Raw genomic sequence first — 21920 nt, 5'->3', positions numbered from 1 at the left:
CCTATGAGTGATAATCAAAATCAGCCGCCCGCTTGCGAGCAGCAGGATGCGCAGCACGCTTCAGACAGTAATCAAGACAACAACGAACCGCAACGAAAACGCCCCGGCAAAAAGCCACTGATTATTCTCGCCATTGTGGTGGTCATCATGCTGCTGGTGGGATTGTGGTTCTGGTTCTCCACCCGCAACATTGAAACCACCGATGATGCTTTCACCGAAGGTGATGCGGTTACCATCGCGCCTAAAGCGGCCGGTTTTGTGGTCAAACTGCTGGTGAACGATAATCAGCGGGTGAAAAAGGGCGATTTGCTGGTAGAAATTGATCCTCGCGATAATGCTGCCCAGCGCGATCAGGCACAAGCTCAGTTGGGGCTGGCCAAGGCGCAACTCCATCAAGCACAGGCGCAGCTGGCGCTCTCTCGGGTGCAATACCCGGCTCAGCGCGATCAGGCGTTAGCCGATCAAGCCAAAGCGCAGGCTAATTTACTGAATGCTCAGGCGGATTATCGTCGTCAGCGTGGCGTGGATCCGCGCGCCACTTCACAGCGCAATATTGATACCGCCGCCGCTCAACTGCGTTCTGCTGAAGCACAATTACAGAGTGCTAAAGCACAAGTGGAGGTCGCTTCTCAGGTTCAGCTGCAAATTCGCCAGCAGGAAACCAACGTGGAGGCTCGTCAGCAGCAGGTTGAGCAGGCGCAGGCGCAGCTCAATACCGCTGTGCTCAACCTCTCTTATACCGAAGTACGCGCGCCTTACGATGGCTTCGTCACCAAACGTAATGTGCAGGTCGGCACCCTGGTGCAGGCAGGCACCGCGCTGTTCTCTCTGGTGTCTCCGGATATCTGGATCAATGCCAACTTCAAAGAGTCCCAGCTGGCGCGCATGAACCCGGGTGACAAAGTGGATATCAGCATTGATGCCTGGCCAGATATGAAGCTGGAAGGGCACGTGGACAGTATTCAGATGGGCTCGGGATCGCGCTTCTCGACCTTCCCCGCGGAAAATGCCACCGGTAACTACGTGAAAATTGTGCAGCGCGTGCCGGTGAAAATCGTGATTGATAAAGGGTTGGACCCTAATCATCCGTTGCCGCTTGGCCTGTCGGTTGAGCCCAAGGTCACGGTAGAATGAGTGCGAGCGAAAGCTGGCGTCCGGCCAGCAATCCGTGGCTGGTCGCGATTACGGTGACGCTGGCGGTGTTTATGGAGATCCTTGACACCACCATCGTTAACGTTGCGCTGCCACATATTGCTGGTTCGCTCTCTTCCAGCTACGACGAATCCACGTGGGTGCTCACTTCCTATTTGGTCGCCAACGGTATCGTGCTGCCCATCTCTGCCTTCTTTACCCGTCTGTTTGGCCGCAAAACGTTTTTCCTGATTTGTATTGTGATGTTCACCATCTGCTCGTTCCTGTGCGGTATCGCCACCGAGCTCTGGCAGATCATTCTGTTCCGAGTGTTACAGGGCTTTTTCGGCGGAGGTTTGCAGCCCGTTCAACAGTCAGTGTTGCTGGACTACTTTAAGGCGGAAGATCGCGGGAAAGCGTTTGGCCTCTCTTCCATTGCAATCATCGTCGCGCCGGTGATCGGCCCTACGCTGGGCGGCTGGATCACTGATAACTACAGCTGGCGTTGGGTGTTCTTCATTAACATCCCGGTGGGGATTTTGACGGTGCTGGCGATTTATCAGCTGCTGGAAGATCCGCCATGGGAGCGTAAATGGGAAAAAGGTCGCCTGAAAATCGACTACATCGGCATTAGTTTAATCACGCTGGGCCTCGGCTGTTTGCAGGTGTTCCTCGATCGTGGGGAGGATGCCGATTGGTTCGCCTCGCACTTTATTCGTCTGTTCGCCATGCTCGCGGTGATTGGTATTGTGGGTGCGGTTTACTGGCTGCTGTATGCACGCAAACCGGTGGTGGATATCACGGTGATGAAGGACCGTAACTTCTGGGTCGCGGGTTTGCTGATGGCCGGAATGGCGATGATCCTCTACGGCAGTTCAGTGGTGTTGCCTCAGCTAGCGCAGCAGGATCTGGGCTATACCGCCACCTGGTCCGGTCTGGTGCTCTCTCCTGGTGCGGTATTGATCGTGCTTACGATTCCGCTGGTGCTGAAGCTGATGCCGATTGTGCAAACGCGTTACATCATCGCATTTGGTTTCACCTGCCTCGCCAGTGCCTTCTTCTATTCCACCACGCTGACACCGAACGTGGACTTCACCACGCTGGTGATGATGCGCAGTGCGCAGTCCATCGGGCTCGGTTTCTTGTTTGTGCCGTTAACCACCATCGCCTTTATCACCGTGCCGCAGCGGTTAAATGCGGATGCGGCGGCGCTGTTTACCATGTTCCGTAACGTGGCGGGATCGATTGGTATTTCGCTTGCCACGGCGGGGATCACCGAGCGAATGCAGGCGCGCTCGGCCAGCATGATCCATAACATGACCCCACTTAATGAGCCGTTCAATCTTACCTTGCAGCATTGGGCGCAAGCGATCCGCGATTTCACTACGGCGGTGGGCGATCCGCTGACGCTGGCCACGGGGCAACTGTATAAAGAGATGATTGCCCAGGCGCGTATTTTGGCTTACATCGATGTCTTTATGGGCCTGAGTATCGTGGCTCTGCTGTTGATTCCATTTTGTTGGTTGCTTTCGCCGATTAAGAGCGAAGGCAGTGCAGGAGCACACTAGAATGATCATCTCTCCGCGCTTGAGCCTTATGGCGCTGACATTAATGCTGGCGGGCTGTGCCGTGGGGCCTGATTATCAGCCTCCCCATGCGCAGACGCCGGGCAGCTATCGTGACTTGCCTTCACAGGAAGCGTCCAGGCCGCTGTCGGCAGCGACTCAACCACTGTGGTGGAAAAACTTTAACGATCCCCAGCTGGATAGCCTGATTGAACGTGCCATTGCCGGCAATTTGACCTTGCAGCAATCAGTGCTGCGCATTGCCGGAGCACGCGAACAGCTGGCGCAGGCTCGCGGTGGGCTTTTCCCTTCAGTGAATGGCTCGGCCAAAGTGACGCGTCAGCAACTGGGGTTGAAAGGCCTGTTGAAGTCCAACGGGGTGTACGATCAGGTTGATAGTGATGTGGCTAATCAGCTGAACGGTCTGGATCACTCCATTACGCTTTATCAGGGCAGCTTTGACGCCAGTTGGGAGCTGGATTTGTGGGGTAAAGTCCGCCGTCAGATGGAAGCGGCAGATGCCCAGCAGCAGGTGGCGATTGAACAACGCAATGATGCTTTGGTGTCACTGGAAGCGGAAGTGGCGCGCGCGTATCTGCAATTGCGCGGTGCACAGGCCGTGCTCGACACCTTGCAGCAGCAGATTGACGTCGCGCAGCAAACCTGGGAGCTGACACAAAGCCAGCAACGCAACGGTTTAGCGCCGCTGACCGACGTGGAAAATGCGCGCGCGCAGTTAGCTTCACTGAATGCGCAACTGCCCCAGTATCAGTCGCAAGAGCGGCAGGCAATGAACGGCTTAGCAGTGCTGTTGGGTAAAATGCCCGGCACGCTGGATAACGAGTTAATGAACCGCAAAGCGCTGCCTGCATTGCCGAAGATGGTGGCAGTGGGTATTCCATCAACGCTGGCACGGCGCAGACCAGATATTCGCCAGGCGGAAGCCAATCTGCATGCGCAGACAGCCAATATTGGTGTATCGGTGGCGGATCTGTTCCCCAGCCTGTCACTTACCGGTCAACTTGGCGTGCGCAACACTGACGCCAGCTATCTTGATGACTGGAGCAGTCATTTCTACAGCATTGGTCCTTCACTCTCGATCCCTATCTTCCAGGGCGGTCGCCTGGTCTCCAGTGTCAAACTGGCACGGGCACAGCAGGCGAGCGCGGCGCTGGATTATCGCCAGACGGTGCTCACTGCGTTGCAGGATGTGGAAAACGCACTGGTGAGCTATCGTGCCGATCAGCAACAGGTCACGGCGCTGGATGAAACCACCGGGGCGCTGCAGCATGCCTTTGACCTCGCCAGTGATAGTTACAAGCAGGGTATTTCGACCTTCCTGGATGTGCTGGATGCCCAGCGCCAGTTGGCGCAGGCGCAGGCGCAGTCAACCCAAGCCCGGATGCAAAGTGCGCTTGATTTAGTTGCACTGTATAAAGCGTTGGGCGGCGGCTGGGAACCTTATCAGAAGGTCAATCTGCCGGAATATTCGGTGTTCGGTCCTGCCACCACCGTTCCGTAACGACATGGGCGGCGAGTTGCCGCCCGGTTCAATTCGGAACAAAAATTTTCCTTTCATCGATTGTGTAAAATTCAACCCGATCATATCTCCGCTAATTTCCACTCCTGATGGCTACTTTTGTGATCCTTATCGCAAGTATCTCGCGTGTTTATGACCTGTCGCGCAAAATTTAAATTTCATAATTATTCCTGTTGGATGAAATAATCTATTTTTAAACCTTCTCTCACAGGTTAAGGAGTTGGTTATGTCCCGGGAAACCTATCTCACCCCCAATAAGGCATCAGGGCCGAACAGCAGTACGCGCACTGAACCCTTTGTGAAGGTGATAGCAATGATTGCCACCCTCGGTGGCTTGCTGTTCGGCTACGACACGGGCGTGATTTCCGGCGCACTGCTGTTTATGGGTGACGATTTGCATCTGACACCCTTTACCACCGGGCTGGTGACGAGCAGCTTACTGTTTGGTGCCGCCTTTGGTGCGCTGGCTTCGGGTCACTTTGCTGCCGCTGCCGGGCGGAGAAAAATTATTCTGGTACTGGCGATCATCTTTGCGATGGGCGCAATAGGTACCGCGTTAGCCCCTAACGTTGAATGGATGATTTTCTTCCGCCTGGTATTGGGTGTGGCAGTGGGTGGCGCGTCGGCCACGGTGCCGGTGTATATCGCGGAGATGGCGCCCGCGAATAAGCGTGGGCAACTGGTCACCATGCAGGAGTTAATGATCGTTTCCGGTCAGATGTTGGCGTACATCTCCAATGCCGGATTCAATGCAGTTTGGGGTGGAGACACCACCTGGCGCTGGATGCTGGCGGTAGCAACGGTGCCGGCGGTGCTGCTGTGGTTTGGTATGCTGTTTATGCCTGACTCGCCGCGCTGGTATGCGATGAAAGGTCGCCTGGCCGAGGCTCGGCAGGTATTGGAGCGTACCCGTGCTAAACAAGATGTGGAGTGGGAGCTGACGGAAATTGAAGAGACGTTAGCCGAAGAACAGCAGGATGCCCGTCCGCGCTTGCGTGAATTACGCAAACCCTGGCTGATGAAATTGTTTTTAATTGGTGTGGGTATCGCCGTGATTCAACAATTAACCGGTGTGAATACCATCATGTATTATGCGCCCACGATGTTAAAGGCGGTGGGCATGAGCGATAACGCGGCATTAATTGCTACCATTGCCAACGGTGTCATTTCGGTATTAATGACATTCGTTGGCATCTGGTTGCTGGGGCGTATCGGTCGCCGCACCATGACCATGTTGGGTCAGTTTGGTTGCACCGCCTGTCTGGTGTTTATTGGCACCGTCAGTTATTTGATGCCGGAAACGGTACAGGGTCAACCGGACGTGCTGCGCAGTTATATGGTCTTGCTTGGCATGTTGATGTTTTTAAGTTTTCAGCAAGGGGCGCTGTCGCCCGTTACCTGGCTGCTGCTGTCTGAAATTTTTCCGACTCGCTTGCGCGGTATATTTATGGGCGGTGCGGTGTTTGCGATGTGGATAGCGAATTTCGTTATCTCGCTGATGTTCCCCATACTGCTGGCTTCAGTCGGTTTATCAGGGGCATTCTTTATTTTTGCGCTGATAGGGATAGGGGGAGCCATTTTTGTCATTCGCTGTGTACCTGAAACGCGCAATCGTTCGCTGGAACAGATCGAACATTATTTGCACGACTGGCTATCAAAGGAAGAACCTCAACCGCATTTGACACCTGCCGTGAAGAAAACCTTATAACCTGAGACTGCAGGTTTTATCCTCCTGGCCGGTGCATGCACCGGCTTTTTATCGTCATGCGATCGGAAAAATGAGATTCTCCTCTCACTGCCACTAATATAATAATCACCTGTGAAAATAGATTTTCGCTTACACCATTAATCTTTTTTTACCTTTGTGCTCACTTTCGCTGCTGCCTGCAATAGTGGCTAAATGCTTGTTTATCAGCCGGGAATAAGGACTGGAATCGGTACCTGTTCCAGTGGGTGGCACAAAATGCACGTTGTTAATTCACCGTTAATTAAAGCCGCATGTTGGGTTTAAGGTTGGGGTGAGTGAATATGTTAATCTGTTCGGAATTATCCGTTCGCATAAATTAATTTATTTTTTTATTTGAATTGGGTAATCTTGCCACTACAGTTTATTTACCCCCCTAAGCAAGGACATTGTGATGAGTGACGCATTTAAAGTTCTGAACAACATTCGCACATTACGTGCACAAGCACGTGAACTGCCATTGACCGATCTGGAAGAGATTCTGGAAAAATTAACTGTCGTTGTGACCGAGCGTCGTGACGAAGTTCATGCTGAAGAAGCACAGAACCGCGAAAAAGAAGAGAAACTGTCTAAATACCGCGAAATGCTGCTGGCTGACGGTATTGATCCAAACGAATTACTCGGTGCTTTGGAAACCGGTAAAAAACGCGCTAAGCGTGCACCGCGTCCAGCCAAATATTCTTACACCGACGAAAACGGTGAAGAGAAATCATGGACTGGCCAAGGTCGTACCCCAGCTGCGATTAAAAAAGCACTGGACTCAGGTAAAAGCCTGGACAGCTTCCTGATCAAATAATCTGCACATTCCTTGTCAGTGGGAGCCGGAGGCGACATCGCCTCCGGCTTTTTTATTTCTGTATAGGCAACTGCGCCTTTATACCCATAATAATTCGAGTTGCAGCACAAAAGTGCTTTACGGCGCTATTGAACAGCACTTGCGCTGGCCCGCAGGGTGAGCACGTGCAGCCAACGCAGCTGCGGTTCGAAGTATGATGGGTATAGCTGCAGGCGCAAAGGTGGCGTCCCTGTGTCCGTTTCTGGCATAATGCCCGCTGTTTTTTCCTCCACTGCGTAACAAAGGTCAATGCCGTGTTAGTTTCCAGCAATATCACTATGCAGTTCGGCAGTAAGCCGCTGTTTGAGAATATCTCCGTTAAATTTGGCGGCGGTAATCGTTACGGTTTAATCGGTGCGAACGGCAGCGGTAAATCGACCTTTATGAAAATACTGGGCGGAGACCTGGTTCCAACCAACGGAAATGTTTCCCTTGATCCCAATGAACGCATCGGTAAGTTGCGTCAGGACCAGTTTGCATTTGAGCAATATAGTGTGCTGGATACTGTGATTATGGGTCACTCAGAATTATGGGCGGTTAAGCAAGAGCGTGATCGTATATATGCTTTGCCAGAAATGAGTGAAGAGGAAGGCTATAAAGTTGCTGACCTGGAAGTCGAGTACGGCGAAATGGACGGTTACAGTGCCGAGTCGCGTGCGGGTGAATTATTACTGGGCGTTGGCATTCCGGTGGAGCAGCATTACGGCCCGATGAGCGAGATTGCGCCGGGCTGGAAATTGCGTGTGCTATTGGCGCAGGCATTATTTGCAAACCCAGATATTCTGTTACTCGATGAACCAACGAACAACCTGGATATTGATACCATTCGCTGGCTGGAGCAGGTACTGAACGAACGTAACAGTACCATGATCATCATTTCGCATGACCGTCACTTCCTGAATATGGTGTGTACGCATATGGCGGACCTGGATTATGGCGAGCTGCGCGTGTATCCGGGTAATTATGACGAATATATGACCGCGGCGACCCAGTCGCGCGAGCGTTTATTAGCAGACAATGCGAAGAAGAAAGCGCAAATTGCCGATCTGCAATCGTTTGTCAGCCGTTTTAGTGCTAACGCCTCTAAATCACGTCAGGCGACCTCACGTGCTAAGCAGATTGATAAAATCAAACTGGATGAAGTAAAAGCCTCCAGCCGTCAGAACCCGTATATCCGTTTTGACCAGGATAAGAAGCTGTTCCGTAATGCGCTGGAAGTAGAAGCACTGACCAAAGGGTTTGATAACGGCCCACTGTTCAACAAACTTAATCTGATGGTTGAAGTGGGCGAGAAAGTGGCGATTCTGGGTGCCAACGGTATCGGTAAAACCACTTTACTGAAAACGCTGGTGGGTGAATTGACACCGGATAGCGGCACGGTTAAATGGTCTGAGAATGCGTCTATTGGTTATTACGCCCAGGATCATGCCGAAGATTTCGCCGATGACCTGAGCGTATTTGACTGGATGAGTCAGTGGAAACAGGAAGGTGATGACGAACAAGCGGTACGCAGTATTTTAGGGCGTCTGCTGTTCGGCCATGATGAAATCAAGAAGCCCGCCAAGGTGCTGTCCGGTGGTGAGAAAGGCCGCATGCTGTTTGGCAAGCTGATGATGCAGAAGCCAAACATCCTGATCATGGATGAACCGACCAACCACCTGGATATGGAATCGATTGAATCCCTGAACATGGCGTTGGAGATGTACGAAGGCACGCTGATTTTCGTTTCGCATGACCGTGAGTTTGTCAGCTCGCTGGCCACCCGCGTGATGGAGATGAAAGGCGATCGAGTGGTCGATTTTACCGGCAACTACGAAGATTATCTGCGTAGTCAGGGTATCGTTTAAGCCTCACGGGGTGGTAGGGGCGGCCTTTAGGCCGCCTCAGGCGTGCCAAGGCGCGCCCCTACAATAGAATGACATTAGCCAATCTGCCCAATATTTACATACTGGGTTTCCAGATACTCCTCCAGCCCGATATCCGCCCCTTCGCGCCCTAAGCCTGAGGCTTTCACGCCGCCAAAAGGTGCCACCTCGGTAGAGATAATCCCTTCATTGACACCCACCATGCCGCTCTCCAGTTGTGGCGTGACGCGCAGCGCACGGGCCAGATCGCGTGTGAAGAGGTAGGCCGCCAGGCCATACGGTGTGTTATTGGCACGCTCAATCACTTCCTGTTCCGTACTGAAACGGAAACAGGCCGCGACGGGTCCGAAAGTCTCTTCGTGTGCCAGACGCATCTGCTCATTGGCTTCTGCCAACACCGTGGGTTGGAAGAAACTGCCCCCCAAAGCGTGACGCTCACCCCCACAAACCAGACGGGCACCCTGCTGTATCGCGTCCTGCACATGGGCCTCAACTTTCTGCATGGCACGCAGGTGGATCAGCGGGCCCTGCTGTGCACCAGGCGTTAAACCCGGCGCTACTTTCAGGGCATTCGCCGCCTCTGCCAGCTTCGACACGAACTGATCGTACACGGCGTCCTGCACGTAAAAACGGTTCACGCAGATACAGGTCTGGCCGCTGTTACGGAACTTGGCTGCCATGGCGCTCTCCACCGCGGCGTCAATATCTGCATCGTCAAACACGATAAAGGGCGCATTGCCCCCTAACTCCAGTGACAGTTTTTTCACCGAGCTGGCCGCATCACGCATCAGCAACTGCCCGACTGCCGTTGAGCCAGTGAACGAAATCTTACGCACGGTATCGTGATGAGTCAGCGTGTGGCCGATTTCGACGGTTTCACCGCTGACCGCATTCAGTACGCCAGCGGGCACACCGGCTTGCTCGGCCAGTACCAATAGGGCAAAGGCCGAAAGCGGCGTTTCGTTGGCCGGCTTCACCACCGCGGTGCAGCCAGCAGCCAGCGCGGGACCCAGTTTGCGCGTCAGCATCGCCAGCGGGAAATTCCACGGTGTGATGGCGGCGATGACGCCGACTGGCTGTTTCAGCGTCAGAATCAGATTACCGGCTTTGGTTGAGGGGATGGTTTTGCCGTTGGCACGTTTCCCTTCCTCGGCAAACCACTCGATAAAGCTGGCGGCGTAGAGCACTTCACCGCGCGCTTCCGCCAGCACCTTACCTTGCTCCTGCACCACCAACTGCGCCAGTGCTTCCTGATTTTCGAGGATCAATTGATACCAGCGCTGCAAAATGACCGCCCGCGCTTTGCCCGTTAAGGCACGCCAGGCGGGTAGGGCGGCGGCGGCTGCCTCAATAGCGCGTGTGGTTTCCGCAGCGCCAACATTGGCAACACGTGCCACCAGCGTGTTGTCAGCCGGATTGGTCACATCATAGGTGCGCTCACTCTCCAGCCATTGTCCATTGCAATACCAGCCGCTACGCAGCAGTGAAGATGTCATGCGATATTCCTTTCAGGTTGAAGATCTGAGTCAGCAAAAACTGTGCGTGCCGGGCGGCTATGGCGGGCAATACGCTTACCTGCGGTGTAATCGTTAATCAGATCGCACGGCGTGTAATTACGCTCCAGTTCGAAGCGCTCTTCACTATCCAGCGGCGTATCTAGCGCCGCGATGGCGCTGTCTAACTGTGCCACGCTATCCGCGCCCACCAGCATCGAATCGACGCCCGGATGGGACAGCACCCAGGCTTGCGCAATTTGCGCACTCGACAAGCCCCGCGCCGCCGCGACACGACCTACGGATTCGGCAATCTGTAGCGAAGTTTCGTCAGCGTACATTTCACGTGTGAAGAAGTCGGTTTGATTGCGGATCGATTGAGCATCACCACTCAACAAGCCACGCGCCAATGGGCTGAACACCGAAACGCCCAATCCTTGATCGCGACAGAACGGCAGCATTTCACGCTCTTCCTCGCGATAGGCGCAGTTCAGTTGCAGTTGCATGTTGATGGGTTTCACAAATCCGTTGCGCTCACAGCACCACAGAATCTTCGCCAACTGCCAGCAGTACATGGTCGAGACGCCAACGTAACGCGCTTTGCCGCTGCGCACGATGCTGTTCATCGCTTCCCATGTCTCTTCAATCGGCGTATTGACGTCGAAGTAGTGCAGCATGTAGATATCGACGTAATCGGTGCCGAGGCGGCGCAGGCTGCCATCGATGCTGTCGAGGATATGTTTGCGTGAATGGCCCTGATTGTTTTGACCGCCACCGAGTGGATAGCCAACTTTGGTGGTCAGCACCAGTTCATCGCGTTGAGCAATGCGCTTGATGACGCGGCCCACCACCTGTTCACCGGCCCCGCTGGAGTAGAAATCAGCCAGATCGATAAAGTTAATGCCGTTTTCCAGCGCGTGGCGAATAATCGGCTCACTTTGTGCCTCGTCGAAGATCCATGGCTTCCAGCTCTTGCTGCCCATATTCATGGTGCCAAGGCAAAGACGCGACACCTGCAAACCGCTGTGGCCCAGTTTGATGTATTCCATGCTGCAACTCCTGTTACTTCGGGGAATAGAACGGATTGCCCAACTCAGGCAGGGCGTTGATCAACTGCTGGCGGCCCGGCAGCTTCTCCATCGCCGCTTCAATGGCCACTTTGCAGGCGCGATAGTTATTGGCGAACACTTCATCAAGATCGGTACAACCAGGATTGACCCAGTTGGCGGTGACAATGCACCACTCATCTTCGGCTTGGGGTGGCAGCGTGCCCTGCAACTGGGCTTCGGTCACCGCTTTGGCAATCGCGGCCTGCGATGCGCCCCAAGTCGCATTGCCATGCAACTCGCTGCCGATCGCCGCTTTGTTGACATACAGTGTCATCGGTTTGGCCGGTACATTCGGTTTGATCACCACCATGAACGGGCAGTGGCCCTGTGACGGTGTGGCCAGGCTGGTCGAGAATGCCTGTCCGACTACGCCGTTGCGCGGTCCAATCATGATATTGATGTGCGATGCGTTGACGCCATCGCCTGCAAAGCCTTCACCGATATACATTTCCATCATTGCCTCCAGTTACAGATGTTGCGTTGAAGTTGAAGCGTTAGGGCTGAGCGGTGCATCGGTGGCAGGGGAATCCTGCGATGCATCGGTCAGCGTTAAACCTTTGGTTTCCGGTGCCCAGGCAATGGAAACCAGTGCGCCAAGCACCAGAATGGCGGACAGCAGACCCATGGTGCCGGCGATACCGTAATTCACGATGGCGAGGGGCAGCAGCAGTGTGCCAACCGCCGAGCCCAGGCGGCTCATTGAGGTGGCAAAACCGACACCACGCGAGCGCACATCAGTCGGGAAGCTTTCTGCCGGGAACACGCCCACCAGATTGCTCACTGCCGACATCACCAGCGTGAAAGCGGCGAACAGCAGAATCAGCCAGATGCCCGCGCTGCTGTGCAGCACACTCAACAGCACTAAGCAGGCGGCGAGGAAGATAAAGGAGCCAATCAGGAAGCCTCGACGTGAGCAGACTGCCGTCAGGACGATACCGAGCACCGCACCTACTAATAGCAGGCCGCTCAACAGCAGGTCGGTGGCAAAGCCTTGATCTAACCCCATCTCGCGCAGAATGGCGGGCAAGAAGGTGTAGATGGCGAAGTAGGGGATCACCAGACAGACAAAGAACAGGCAGTTGAAGGCGGTGCGGCGACGGTAGCGCGGACGGAACAAGGCACTCAGGCTGCCGTCCTGGGTTTGCTGTTTCTCTTCTTGCAGGGTGACATGCGTTCCAAACAGACGGTGAACTATCGCCATCGCTTCATCCTTGCGACCACGGCGCATCAGCCAGCGCGGTGATTCCGGGGTGCCGATACGCAGCAGCAGAATCGCCAGGGCAGGTAACGCGGAGGAAGCCAACAGCCAGCGCCAACCATCCACATGGGCCTGCAAGGCCAGATGGCCGGCAAAGCTGGCCGCGACGTAACCGACGGTCCAGAGTACGCTGAAGGCGCCGAGCAGTACGCCACGATGTTTGCGCGGTGCAAACTCCGCGAGGATGGTGTGCCCGACCGAGAAATCCCCGCCCAGACCGAAGCCAATCAGTACACGCAGCAGGAAAAGCTGTTCAGGGGATTGCACGAAAAACTGCATGCCAGAAGCAAGGGTGATCAGGATAAAGCTAAAACAGAAGATCTTTTGGCGTCCCACGCTGTCGGCAATCCAGCCTAGTATCAGGCTGCCGAGGAACAGGCCTATTAGTGCTGAGCTGCCAATCATCCCTTGCCAGAAGGGTGTCAGCGCCATTTGCGGCGTCATTTGCGTCAGGGCGAAGCCGACCGAACCCAGAATGTAGCCATCGGTGAGATGGGCACCAAACGTCAGCCCGGTGATTTTGAGGTGAAAGCGATTTAAGGGTACATCATCCATCAGAGTCGTTTGCGTCATGTTCCTTCCTCCTTCGGGGAGAGATGGTTGTTATTTTATTGTTATCTGGATGAGAAATTACTGTGACATTGGAAGCGGGGGCAGGCCAGTGCGAAAAAGTCATACCCCTATTCCGCAATTTCCTGTGATTGCACTCATAAAATTTGGATTACGTTCTCCGTTGCCGCTTGGCCTGTGGTTAGATTGGCGCGATATTTTACCGCCATGACTGCCGGAGGCAGTATGAGAAAGTTGCCTTCACTCAATATGTTACGGCTGTTCGAAGAGACCTGCCGCACGCTGAGCTTCAGTAAAGCCGCTGATGCGTTGTTCATGACGCAAAGCGCTGCCAGTCGCCAAATGCGCCAGCTTGAGACCTTCCTCGGCAAAGACCTGTTCGTGCGCAGCCACAGTGGATTGATGCTCACGCCGGAGGCGATCCAGCTGTTGCCGGTGGTGCGTCAGTCCCTCGATCTGCTGGAAGAGGGGGTGCGCAGCGTGCAACAGCACAATCCTCGCCAACATTTGCGTTTGCAGGCCGCCCCCACGTTTGCCACGCGCTGGTTAGCGCCGCGTTTGGTCTCGCTACGCCAACAGCATCGCCAGTTGCAAATCATGTTGATCAGCGAAGCGCGGCAGAAATACAGCGACTTCGATTGCGCGATTCGCTTTGGATCGCAGCAGGATGCGCAAATGGCAGGTGCAGAGGGGGAATGGCTGTGCCATGAAACGCTGGTGCTGGTGGCCAGCCCGTTGCTGATGCTGGATGGTCAATGGCCCGATGTCTGCCTGATGCCGCAACTGCACGTGCTGAATGGCGATAGCCGCCTGGATAACTGGTCACGCTGGTATCAAGCCTGTGGTGAGGCACGGCCGCCAGAAGATAATGGGCTGGCGTTTAGCACCCAGGACCAGGTGATCAATGCTTGTGTTACCGGTGCAGGCTATGCCGTGTTGGATCGCGCGATGGTGCGTAATGAACTGAGCAGCGGCGTCTTAGTGCAGGTGTCACCGCAGCTGCTTTCCAGCGCGAATGGCTACTGGCTGGAAGTTCCCTTCGGCAAACAGATGTTGCCGCGCGTGGCGGTATTTCGGGATTGGCTGTTGGCAGAGATGCAGCGTTTCAACGCCGCAACGCCTGCAGCCAGCGTTCTTTGATTAAAGGGAGTCAAAGTGTGTGGCATCAAAGAGAGCGAGTTACTTGGCTCAAACGTGACCACACACCTCGCAATGCACATCCCGCGCCACCTTCAGACTGCGAAAATCGGCACTCATCGCATCGTACATCAGCAATTTTGCCGTGGCCGGTTGGCCCCATGCCGTTAACACTTTAATGGCTTCCAGCGCTTGCATTGCGCCCACCACGCCGACCAGCGGCGCCATCACCCCCGCTTCCACGCAGCTCAAAGTCTGATCGCCAAACAAACGGCTGATACAGCGATAGCAGGGTTCATCGGGCTGCCAGGTGAATACGCTGAGCTGTCCTTCCATGCGGATCGCCGCACCGGAGATCAGTGGAACTTTGTGCTGGAAGCACCCGCGGTTGATCTGCTCACGCGTAATGACGTTATCGGTGCAATCCAGCACCGCATCATGGCGGGCTATCAACGCACTAAGCGAGTCATCATCCAGTTGTGCATTGATCGCTTCCAGCTGGCAATGCGGGTTAATGGCTGCCAGTTGATGACGCGCAGACGCCACTTTTGGTTGGCCCACGGTGGCATCGCTGTGCAGAATCTGGCGCTGTAGGTTGCTCAAGCTGACGGTATCGAAATCGAGCAAAGTGAGATGTCCAACACCCGCCGAAGCAAGATAGGGCGCGGCTGCACAGCCCAGTCCGCCTAAGCCGACCACCAGCACACGTGAAGCCTTCAGCTTCTCCTGGCCCTCAAAATCAAAGCCGCGCAGTACAATTTGACGGTTGTAGCGCAGCATTTCTTCATCGCTCAGCGCAATGCTCATCAGCCCTCCAGCAGGGAGTTAAAGGCTTCAACCTCCACCCATTCACCGGCCTCCAGATCACCACTGTCGCGTTCCAGCACGATGAAACAGTTTGCCAGGGCGAAGGAGCTGAAGACGTGTGACCCCTGCGCGCCGGTGCTGCGCACTTCCAGCACGCCATCTTCGCCACGGCTGAGAATACCGCGCTGAAAATCGAGACGGCCAGGCGATTTCTTCAGCCGCTGCGTGGCACGTGCGCGTTGACGCAGTGGCATAATGCGCGTGGTCTGGCCGGTCAGGGTGGCCAATAAAGGTTGCACTAACTGATAGAACGTCACCGCCGCAGAGACCGGATTACCCGGTAAGCCGCAGAACCAGCTATTCGCCAGACGACCAAAGGCGAAAGGTTTGCCCGGCTTAATGGCGAGTTTCCAGAAGGTGATGGCACCCAACTCTTCCAGCATCGCTTTGGTAAAATCAGCTTCGCCAACGGACACGCCACCGGTACTGATCACCACATCGGCCTGGCGATCGGCTTCACTGAACGCGTGACGCAACGCGTCGTGGTCATCGGCAATCACCCCGAGGTCGATCACTTCGCAGCCGAGTTTTTTCAGCATCAGCGATACGGTAAAGCGGTTGGTGTCGTAGATTTGCCCTTCAGCCAGTGGCTGACCCACGGCCTGGAGTTCATCGCCGGTGGAGAAGATCGCCACGCGCAGCTTGCGCAGCACGCTCACTTCCGCAATGCCCAGCGAAGCCAGCAGTGGCAGTTCGGCGGCACCCAAGCGCACACCCGCATCCAACACCTGTTTGCCTGCCTGGATATCTTCGCCGATACGGCGGATGTTTTGTCCCTGATTAACGTCTGCGGTGATGACAATGCCGCCATCACGCTGCTCGGTTTGTTCCTGCATCACCACGGCATCGCAGCCCGTAGGCACCGGGGCGCCTGTCATAATGCGAACCACGCTGCCAGCAGGCCATTCGCCATGGAAAGGTGCGCCAGCAAAGGCTTTGCCGGCGACCGGTAAGACGCCGTTTGACTGCAAGTCACTCAGGCGCACGGCATAGCCGTCCATTGCTGAGTTATCAAAAGGCGGCACATCCAGCGGCGAACTTACTGGCTTGGCGGTGATGCGTCCCGCGGCTTCAAACAGCGAGACGCTCAGGCAATCACTGATCGGGGTAAGCTGTTGCAGCATCTTTTGCTGCGCGTCTTCGAGGGAGATTAATCCTGCGGTGAAAGGTTCCATATCCATCTCTGCCAAGTAAAATTCAGATGCTGCCTATTATGGTGGCATTTGCCCGCAGAGTCACATGCGACAAAAAAGCATAATCCACATTAAAAGGTTATGACCGCTGATACACTTTCTGCTTTACAAGCTGGAAGTGCCTTTCTATAGTCGAAAATTGCCAAAAAAAGATGAAAACCATTCTAAATCAGTATTTTTGCTTCTGATTTCTTGACAGGGTACCGGTTATGGCTAAAGCAGTTATCGCAATTCACGGCGGGGCAGGCGCGATTACACGTGCCGCAATGAGCGCCGAAAAAGAGCAGCATTATCGTCAGCAGTTAAACGCAATCGTTACCGCGGGTCAGCATATCCTCGCCACGGGCGGCAGCGCGCTGGATGCCGTCACCGAAGCGGTGCGTTTGCTGGAAGAGTGCCCGCTGTTCAACGCAGGCAAAGGTGCGGTATTTACCCATCAGGGCACGCATGAACTCGATGCCAGCATTATGGATGGCCGTACCCTCGACGTCGGGGCCGTGGCGGGCGTGAACCACATTCGAAACCCGATACTGGCGGCACGTAAGGTGCTGGAAAACAGCCCACACGTGCTGTTTATTGGCGCGGGTGCAGAAGCCTTCGCCGTTGAACAAGGCCTGGAACAGGTTGAGCCTGATTTCTTCTCTACCCCCGAGCGCTGGGAACAGTTACAGCGTGCGCTGAGCAGCCAGCAGATGGTGCTCGATCACGATGGTGAGGCGCAAAGCCACAGCGATGATCCTCTCGATCCCGATCGCAAATTCGGCACGGTGGGCGCAGTGGCCCTCGATCTTCAGGGTAATCTGGCGGCTGCCACCTCGACCGGAGGCATGACCAATAAACAAGTGGGGCGCGTGGGTGACTCACCGCTGGTGGGCGCAGGCTGCTACGCTAATAATGAAACCGTCGCGGTATCCTGCACCGGCACCGGTGAAGTGTTTATTCGCACCCTGGCAGCGTATGACGTCTCTGCGCAGATGGAATATGCGGGACGTTCATTGCAGCAAGCCACCGCCAACGTGATTCACGACAAAATTCAGGAACTGGACGGCAGCGGCGGACTGATCGCCGTTGACAGCCACGGCAATGTGGCGCTGCCGTTTAACAGCGAAGGAATGTATCGCGGATTCGCTTATGTCGGCGGCGAAGTTGAGGTAGCGATTTACCGCGACAGCTAAGGAGCAGGCATGACAGAACATCAGCAGCAGATGGCACCTGAGCAAGTTCTGGCGGTGCGTGACCTTAACGTCCGTTTTCAACATGAAGGCCGCATCACCGAAGCGGTGCGTAATCTGTCGCTTGATTTGCACCGTGGTGAAACCCTGGCGCTGGTCGGTGAATCCGGTTCCGGTAAATCGGTCACCTCGCTGGCACTGATGCGCCTGATTCAGCAGGCGGGCGGCGACGTCAGCGGTGAAATCCATTTGCGGCGTCGCAACGGTGAGGTGTTGGACGTGATGCGCGCCACCGGAGGCCAAATGCGTAAAGTGCGCGGTGCCGACATGGCGATGATTTTCCAGGAGCCGATGACCTCACTCAACCCGGTTTTCACCGTGGGTGAGCAGATTGCGGAGTCGATTCGTCTGCACCAGGGAAAAAGTCATCAGCAGGCGCAGGCGGAAGCGCGCCGCATGCTGGATCTGGTACGTATTCCCGAAGCCCACAACGTGTTGTCGCGTTATCCGCATCAGCTTTCGGGCGGCATGCGACAACGCGTAATGATTGCCATGGCGCTGTCGTGCAAACCTGCACTGCTCATCGCCGATGAACCCACCACCGCGCTGGATGTCACCATTCAGGCGCAAATTCTGCAATTGATCCGCGTGCTGCAAAAAGAGATGCAGATGGGGGTGATTTTTATCACTCACGACATGGGCGTGGTGGCAGAAATGGCCGACCGCGTGCAGGTGATGTATCGCGGTGACGTGGTGGAACGTGCGCCAGTACAGCAGTTGTTCGATGCGCCTCAGCAGCCCTACACGCGAGCGCTGCTGGCGGCAGTACCGAAACTCGGCGCGATGAGCGGTCAGCCACTTCCGGCCAAATTCCCGCTGTTGCACACCAATGGTCGTGAAGAACCTGCAACACCGCAAGATACGGTGCGCGGCGATGAGCCACCGATTTTGCAGGTGCGCGATTTAGTCACGCGCTTTGATATTCGTAGCGGTTTGTTCAACCGCGTGAAACGCCGTGTACACGCCGTCGAGAAGGTGAGTTTTGATCTGTATGCCGGAGAGACACTGGCGCTAGTGGGAGAGTCTGGCTGCGGAAAATCCACCACGGGCCGCTCGTTGCTGCGTCTGGTCGCCAGTCAGGGCGGCACGATCACCTTCAACGGTCAGCGTATTGATGCACTTCAGGGCCACGCGTTGGCCTCGCTGCGTCGTGATATTCAATTTATCTTCCAGGACCCTTACGCGTCGCTCGATCCACGTCTCACCGTCGGGTTTTCCATCATGGAACCGCTGCTGGTGCATAACACCATGGATCGACGCCAGGCGGAAAAACGCGTTGCCTGGCTGCTTGAACGCGTCGGGTTGTTGCCTGAACATGCCCAGCGCTATCCACACGAATTTTCCGGTGGCCAGCGACAGCGTATCTGTATTGCCCGTGCTCTAGCGCTGAATCCGAAAGTGGTGATTGCCGATGAGTCCGTCTCGGCACTGGATGTCTCTATCCAGGCGCAAATTATCAATTTGATGCTCGATTTACAGCGCGAATTTGGCATTGCCTTTCTGTTTATTTCACACGATATGGCGGTGGTCGAACGCATCAGCCATCGTGTGGCAGTGATGTATCTCGGACAGATTGTGGAGATGGGGCCGCGTCAGGCGGTGTTTGAGCAGCCGCGCCATCCTTACACTAAGAAACTGATGGCTGCGGTGCCGGTCGCCGATCCAGCGCATCGACACCGTGAGCGGGCACTGATGGTGGATGAGATCCCCAGCCCGATTCGCCCATTGGGTGACGAGCCAGAAGTGGCGCCTTTACTGGAAGTGGCACCGGGGCACTTTGTCGCCCGACACGCCATTAGCGGCGCCTGAGCAGCAAGCAACCGCGTCATCGGTCGATGTCGCGCAAGACAGGGACTACAGGAGAACGATAACAATGCACCACATTATGCGAAAAGGGGTTATCACCGCCGGTTTGTTGAGTTCAGCGCTGGCGATGCCCGCGTGGGCAGCGAAGGACGCGGTGATTGCTGTGGCGTCGACCTTTACCACGATGGATCCGTACGACGCGAACGACACGCTGTCGCAATCTGTCGCGAAAGCCTTCTATCAAGGCTTGTTCGGCTTCGATAAAGACATGAAGCTGCAAAACGTTTTAGCGGAGAGCTATCAAGCCAGCAGCGATGGCCTGACCTACACCATCAAACTGCGTTCAGGGGTGAAATTCCAGGACGGTACGGATTTCAACGCGGAAGCGGTTAAAGCCAACATCGACCGCGCCAGCAATCCGGATAATCATCTAAAGCGTTACAACCTGTTTAAGTATGTCGCCAGCACCGAAGCGGTCGATCCGACCACGGTGAAGATCACGCTGAAGCAGCCGTTCTCGGCCTTCATCAACAACCTGGCGCACCCGGCAGCAGTGATGATTTCCCCGACCGCGTTGAAGAAATATGGCAAAGACATCGGCTTCCATCCGGTGGGAACCGGCCCGTATGAGTTCGTGACCTGGAATCAGACCGACTTCGTGAAAGTGAAGAAGTGGGAGGGTTACTGGAAGAAGGGCTATCCGAAGCTGGACAGCATCACCTTCCGTCCTGTCGTGGATAACAACACCCGTGCCGCGATGTTGCAAACGGGCGAAGCGACTTTCGCTTTCCCGGTGCCCTTTGAGCAGGCCAAGTTGCTGCAAGGTAATAGCAAACTTGATGTGGTGACCACGCCGTCGATTATGCAGCGCTATATTAGCCTCAACGTGACGCAAAAGCCTTTCGATAACCCGAAAGTGCGTGAAGCGTTAGAGTACGCGATTAACCGTGAAGCGCTGGTGAAAGTGGCGTTTGCGGGTTATGCCACGCCAGCCACTGGCATTGTGCCGCCAGCCATCGACTTTGCGCAGACATACCCGGCAATCAAATACGATCCGGCAAAAGCGCGCGAGCTGCTGAAGGAAGCGGGCTTCCCGAACGGCTTTGAAACCACGCTCTGGTCTTCACATAACCACAGCACCGCGCAGAAAGTGTTGCAGTTTACGCAGCAGCAACTGGCGCAGGTTGGCGTGAAAGTGAAAGTCACGGCGATGGATGCGGGACAGCGCGCGGCGGAAGTCGAGAGCAAAGGGCAGAAAGAGAGCGGTGTGCGCATGTTCTACACCGGCTGGTCTGCATCAACCGGCGAAGCTGACTGGGCGCTGACGCCGCTGTTTGCCACCACGTCATGGCCACCAGCCATCTTTAACACGGCGTTCTACAGCAATCCGCAGGTGGATAAAGACCTCAGCGATGCGCTGAAAACCACCGACCGTGCGCAGAAAGCGAGCCTGTATAAAGACGCACAGGATCGCATCTGGAATGACCATCCGTGGATCCCGCTGGTGGTGGAGCAGCTGCTCTCTGCTAACAATAAAAACCTCACCGGTTTTTACGTTATGCCCGACACCTCATTCAATTTTGATGAGGCGGATCTGAAGTAACAGACGCGGCCAGCCTTGCGGGGCTGGCCGATGCTGCGCAGGACTTCGCATGCTCAACTATTTTCTCAAACGATTACTGGGGCTTATCCCCACGCTGCTGATTGTGGCGGTGCTGGTGTTTCTGTTTGTCCACCTGCTGCCGGGCGATCCGGCGCGCCTGATTGCGGGCCCGGAAGCGGATGCTTCGGTGGTGGCACTGGTGCGTCAGGAACTGGGGCTCGATCAGCCGCTGATCCAGCAGTTCTGGCACTTTATTCTCAATGCGGTGCAGGGGGATTTCGGCCAGTCAATGGTATCGAAACGCCCGGTCTCGGCAGAGATTGCCGCACGCTTTTTCCCTACGCTGTGGCTGACGCTCACCAGTATGGTGTGGGCGGTGATTTTTGGCATGACCATTGGCATTGTCTCGGCAGTGTGGCGCAATCGCTGGCCCGATCGCCTCGGCATGACGCTGGCGGTGTCCGGCATCTCCTTCCCGGCCTTTGCGCTTGGCATGCTGCTGATGCAGGTGTTCTCGGTTGAACTGGGCTGGTTGCCGACTGTGGGCGCAGATAGCTGGAAACACTACATTTTGCCCTCAATTACCTTAGGCGCCGCGGTGGCTGCGGTCATGGCACGCTTTACGCGCGCCTCCTTTGTTGAGGTGATGCAGGAAGACTATATGCGCACCGCCCGCGCGAAAGGGGTGCGTGAATCATTGGTGGTGGTCAAACATGGTCTGCGCAACGCGATGATCCCAGTGGTGACCATGATGGGCCTGCAGTTTGGTTTCCTGCTCGGTGGCTCGATTGTGGTGGAAGTGGTGTTCAACTGGCCTGGTTTGGGCCGGTTGCTGGTCGATTCCGTAGAGATGCGCGATTACCCGGTGATTCAGGCCGAGGTACTGCTGTTCTCACTGGAATTTATTCTGATCAATCTGATTGTCGATATGTTGTACGCGGCAATCAACCCGGCCATTCGTTACAGGTAAGG

The 21920-nt window shown here is 55.4% G+C and carries 17 protein-coding genes; 11 read left to right on the top strand and 6 right to left on the bottom strand.

The features are described 5' to 3' along the window. Window positions 1-3 precede the first annotated feature (3 nt). The 6 genes from QMZ30_RS19010 to QMZ30_RS18985 all read left to right on the top strand — a co-directional run bounded on the left by QMZ30_RS19010 (window position 4) and on the right by QMZ30_RS18985 (window position 8662). Window positions 4-1134 (top strand): HlyD family secretion protein, encoded by a 1131-nt coding sequence (locus tag QMZ30_RS19010; RefSeq protein ID WP_283228586.1) that lies wholly within the window; start codon window positions 4-6, stop codon window positions 1132-1134. Beyond that, complete coding sequence (locus QMZ30_RS19005) at window positions 1131-2699, top strand: DHA2 family efflux MFS transporter permease subunit (RefSeq protein ID WP_039336416.1); 1569 nt, start codon at window positions 1131-1133, stop codon at window positions 2697-2699. The genes QMZ30_RS19010 and QMZ30_RS19005 overlap by 4 nt, the downstream gene beginning before the upstream one ends. A 1-nt stretch (window position 2700) precedes the next feature. Continuing rightward, window positions 2701-4218, top strand: coding sequence for an efflux transporter outer membrane subunit (locus QMZ30_RS19000; RefSeq protein ID WP_283228585.1), 1518 nt, complete (start codon window positions 2701-2703; stop codon window positions 4216-4218). Window positions 4219-4462: 244 nt separating this feature from the next. Further along, window positions 4463-5944 (top strand): sugar porter family MFS transporter, encoded by a 1482-nt coding sequence (locus QMZ30_RS18995; RefSeq protein ID WP_283228584.1) that lies wholly within the window; start codon window positions 4463-4465, stop codon window positions 5942-5944. A gap of 430 nt (window positions 5945-6374) precedes the next feature. Further along, window positions 6375-6776, top strand: a complete 402-nt coding sequence (locus tag QMZ30_RS18990) for an H-NS family histone-like protein (protein WP_034820857.1) — start codon at window positions 6375-6377, stop codon at window positions 6774-6776. A 293-nt stretch (window positions 6777-7069) separates the two neighbouring features. After that, a complete protein-coding gene (locus tag QMZ30_RS18985) occupies window positions 7070-8662 on the top strand; it encodes an ABC-F family ATPase (protein ID WP_039336411.1) in 1593 nt (530 codons plus the stop codon). 74 nt (window positions 8663-8736) lie between these two features. Here QMZ30_RS18985 and QMZ30_RS18980 read toward each other — a convergent pair whose 3' ends face one another. The 4 genes from QMZ30_RS18980 to QMZ30_RS18965 are packed head-to-tail and all read right to left on the bottom strand — an operon-like array spanning window position 8737 to window position 13113. Beyond that, a complete protein-coding gene (locus QMZ30_RS18980) occupies window positions 8737-10176 on the bottom strand; it encodes an NAD-dependent succinate-semialdehyde dehydrogenase (RefSeq protein ID WP_283228583.1) in 1440 nt (479 codons plus the stop codon). After that, a complete protein-coding gene (locus tag QMZ30_RS18975; RefSeq protein WP_283228582.1) occupies window positions 10173-11222 on the bottom strand; it encodes an aldo/keto reductase in 1050 nt (349 codons plus the stop codon). Before QMZ30_RS18975 ends, QMZ30_RS18980 begins: the two co-directional genes overlap by 4 nt. 13 nt (window positions 11223-11235) lie before the next feature. Beyond that, a complete protein-coding gene (gene fae / locus QMZ30_RS18970) occupies window positions 11236-11736 on the bottom strand; it encodes a formaldehyde-activating enzyme (protein ID WP_283228594.1) in 501 nt (166 codons plus the stop codon). Window positions 11737-11748: 12 nt separating this feature from the next. After that, window positions 11749-13113 carry an MFS transporter gene (locus QMZ30_RS18965; protein WP_283228581.1) on the bottom strand — a complete coding sequence of 455 codons (1365 nt, stop codon included), beginning with the start codon at window positions 13111-13113 and terminating at the stop codon, window positions 11749-11751. Between the two features lie 222 nt (window positions 13114-13335). On the opposite strand from QMZ30_RS18965, the gene QMZ30_RS18960 reads away from it, so the two are divergent. Beyond that, complete coding sequence (locus tag QMZ30_RS18960) at window positions 13336-14250, top strand: LysR substrate-binding domain-containing protein (protein WP_283228580.1); 915 nt, start codon at window positions 13336-13338, stop codon at window positions 14248-14250. 48 nt (window positions 14251-14298) lie between these two features. On the opposite strand, the gene moeB is transcribed toward QMZ30_RS18960, so the two are convergent. Then, on the bottom strand, window positions 14299-15054 hold the full coding sequence (gene moeB / locus QMZ30_RS18955; protein WP_283228579.1) for a molybdopterin-synthase adenylyltransferase MoeB: 756 nt from the start codon (window positions 15052-15054) through the stop codon (window positions 14299-14301). Next, entirely contained in the window at window positions 15054-16289 is a 1236-nt protein-coding gene (gene moeA / locus QMZ30_RS18950) for a molybdopterin molybdotransferase MoeA (protein ID WP_283228578.1), read from the bottom strand. The genes moeB and moeA overlap by 1 nt, the downstream gene beginning before the upstream one ends. Before the next feature lie 227 nt (window positions 16290-16516). On the opposite strand from moeA, the gene QMZ30_RS18945 reads away from it, so the two are divergent. The 4 genes from QMZ30_RS18945 to gsiC all read left to right on the top strand — a co-directional run bounded on the left by QMZ30_RS18945 (window position 16517) and on the right by gsiC (window position 21918). After that, complete coding sequence (locus QMZ30_RS18945; protein WP_283228577.1) at window positions 16517-17482, top strand: isoaspartyl peptidase/L-asparaginase family protein; 966 nt, start codon at window positions 16517-16519, stop codon at window positions 17480-17482. A gap of 9 nt (window positions 17483-17491) precedes the next feature. Further along, entirely contained in the window at window positions 17492-19348 is a 1857-nt protein-coding gene (gene gsiA / locus QMZ30_RS18940; protein WP_283228576.1) for a glutathione ABC transporter ATP-binding protein GsiA, read from the top strand. 64 nt (window positions 19349-19412) lie between these two features. Further along, entirely contained in the window at window positions 19413-20948 is a 1536-nt protein-coding gene (gsiB, locus tag QMZ30_RS18935; RefSeq protein ID WP_283228575.1) for a glutathione ABC transporter substrate-binding protein GsiB, read from the top strand. Between the two features lie 49 nt (window positions 20949-20997). Next, complete coding sequence (gsiC, locus tag QMZ30_RS18930) at window positions 20998-21918, top strand: glutathione ABC transporter permease GsiC (RefSeq protein WP_283228574.1); 921 nt, start codon at window positions 20998-21000, stop codon at window positions 21916-21918. Window positions 21919-21920: the final 2 nt, after the last annotated feature.

This window comes from Pantoea sp. EA-12 (assembly GCF_030053355.1).
Taxonomy (GTDB): Bacteria; Pseudomonadota; Gammaproteobacteria; order Enterobacterales; family Enterobacteriaceae; genus Pantoea; species Pantoea vagans_C.
The sequence above is the reverse complement of the archived record's forward strand: the minus strand, read 5'-3'. Positions and strand labels throughout refer to the sequence as shown.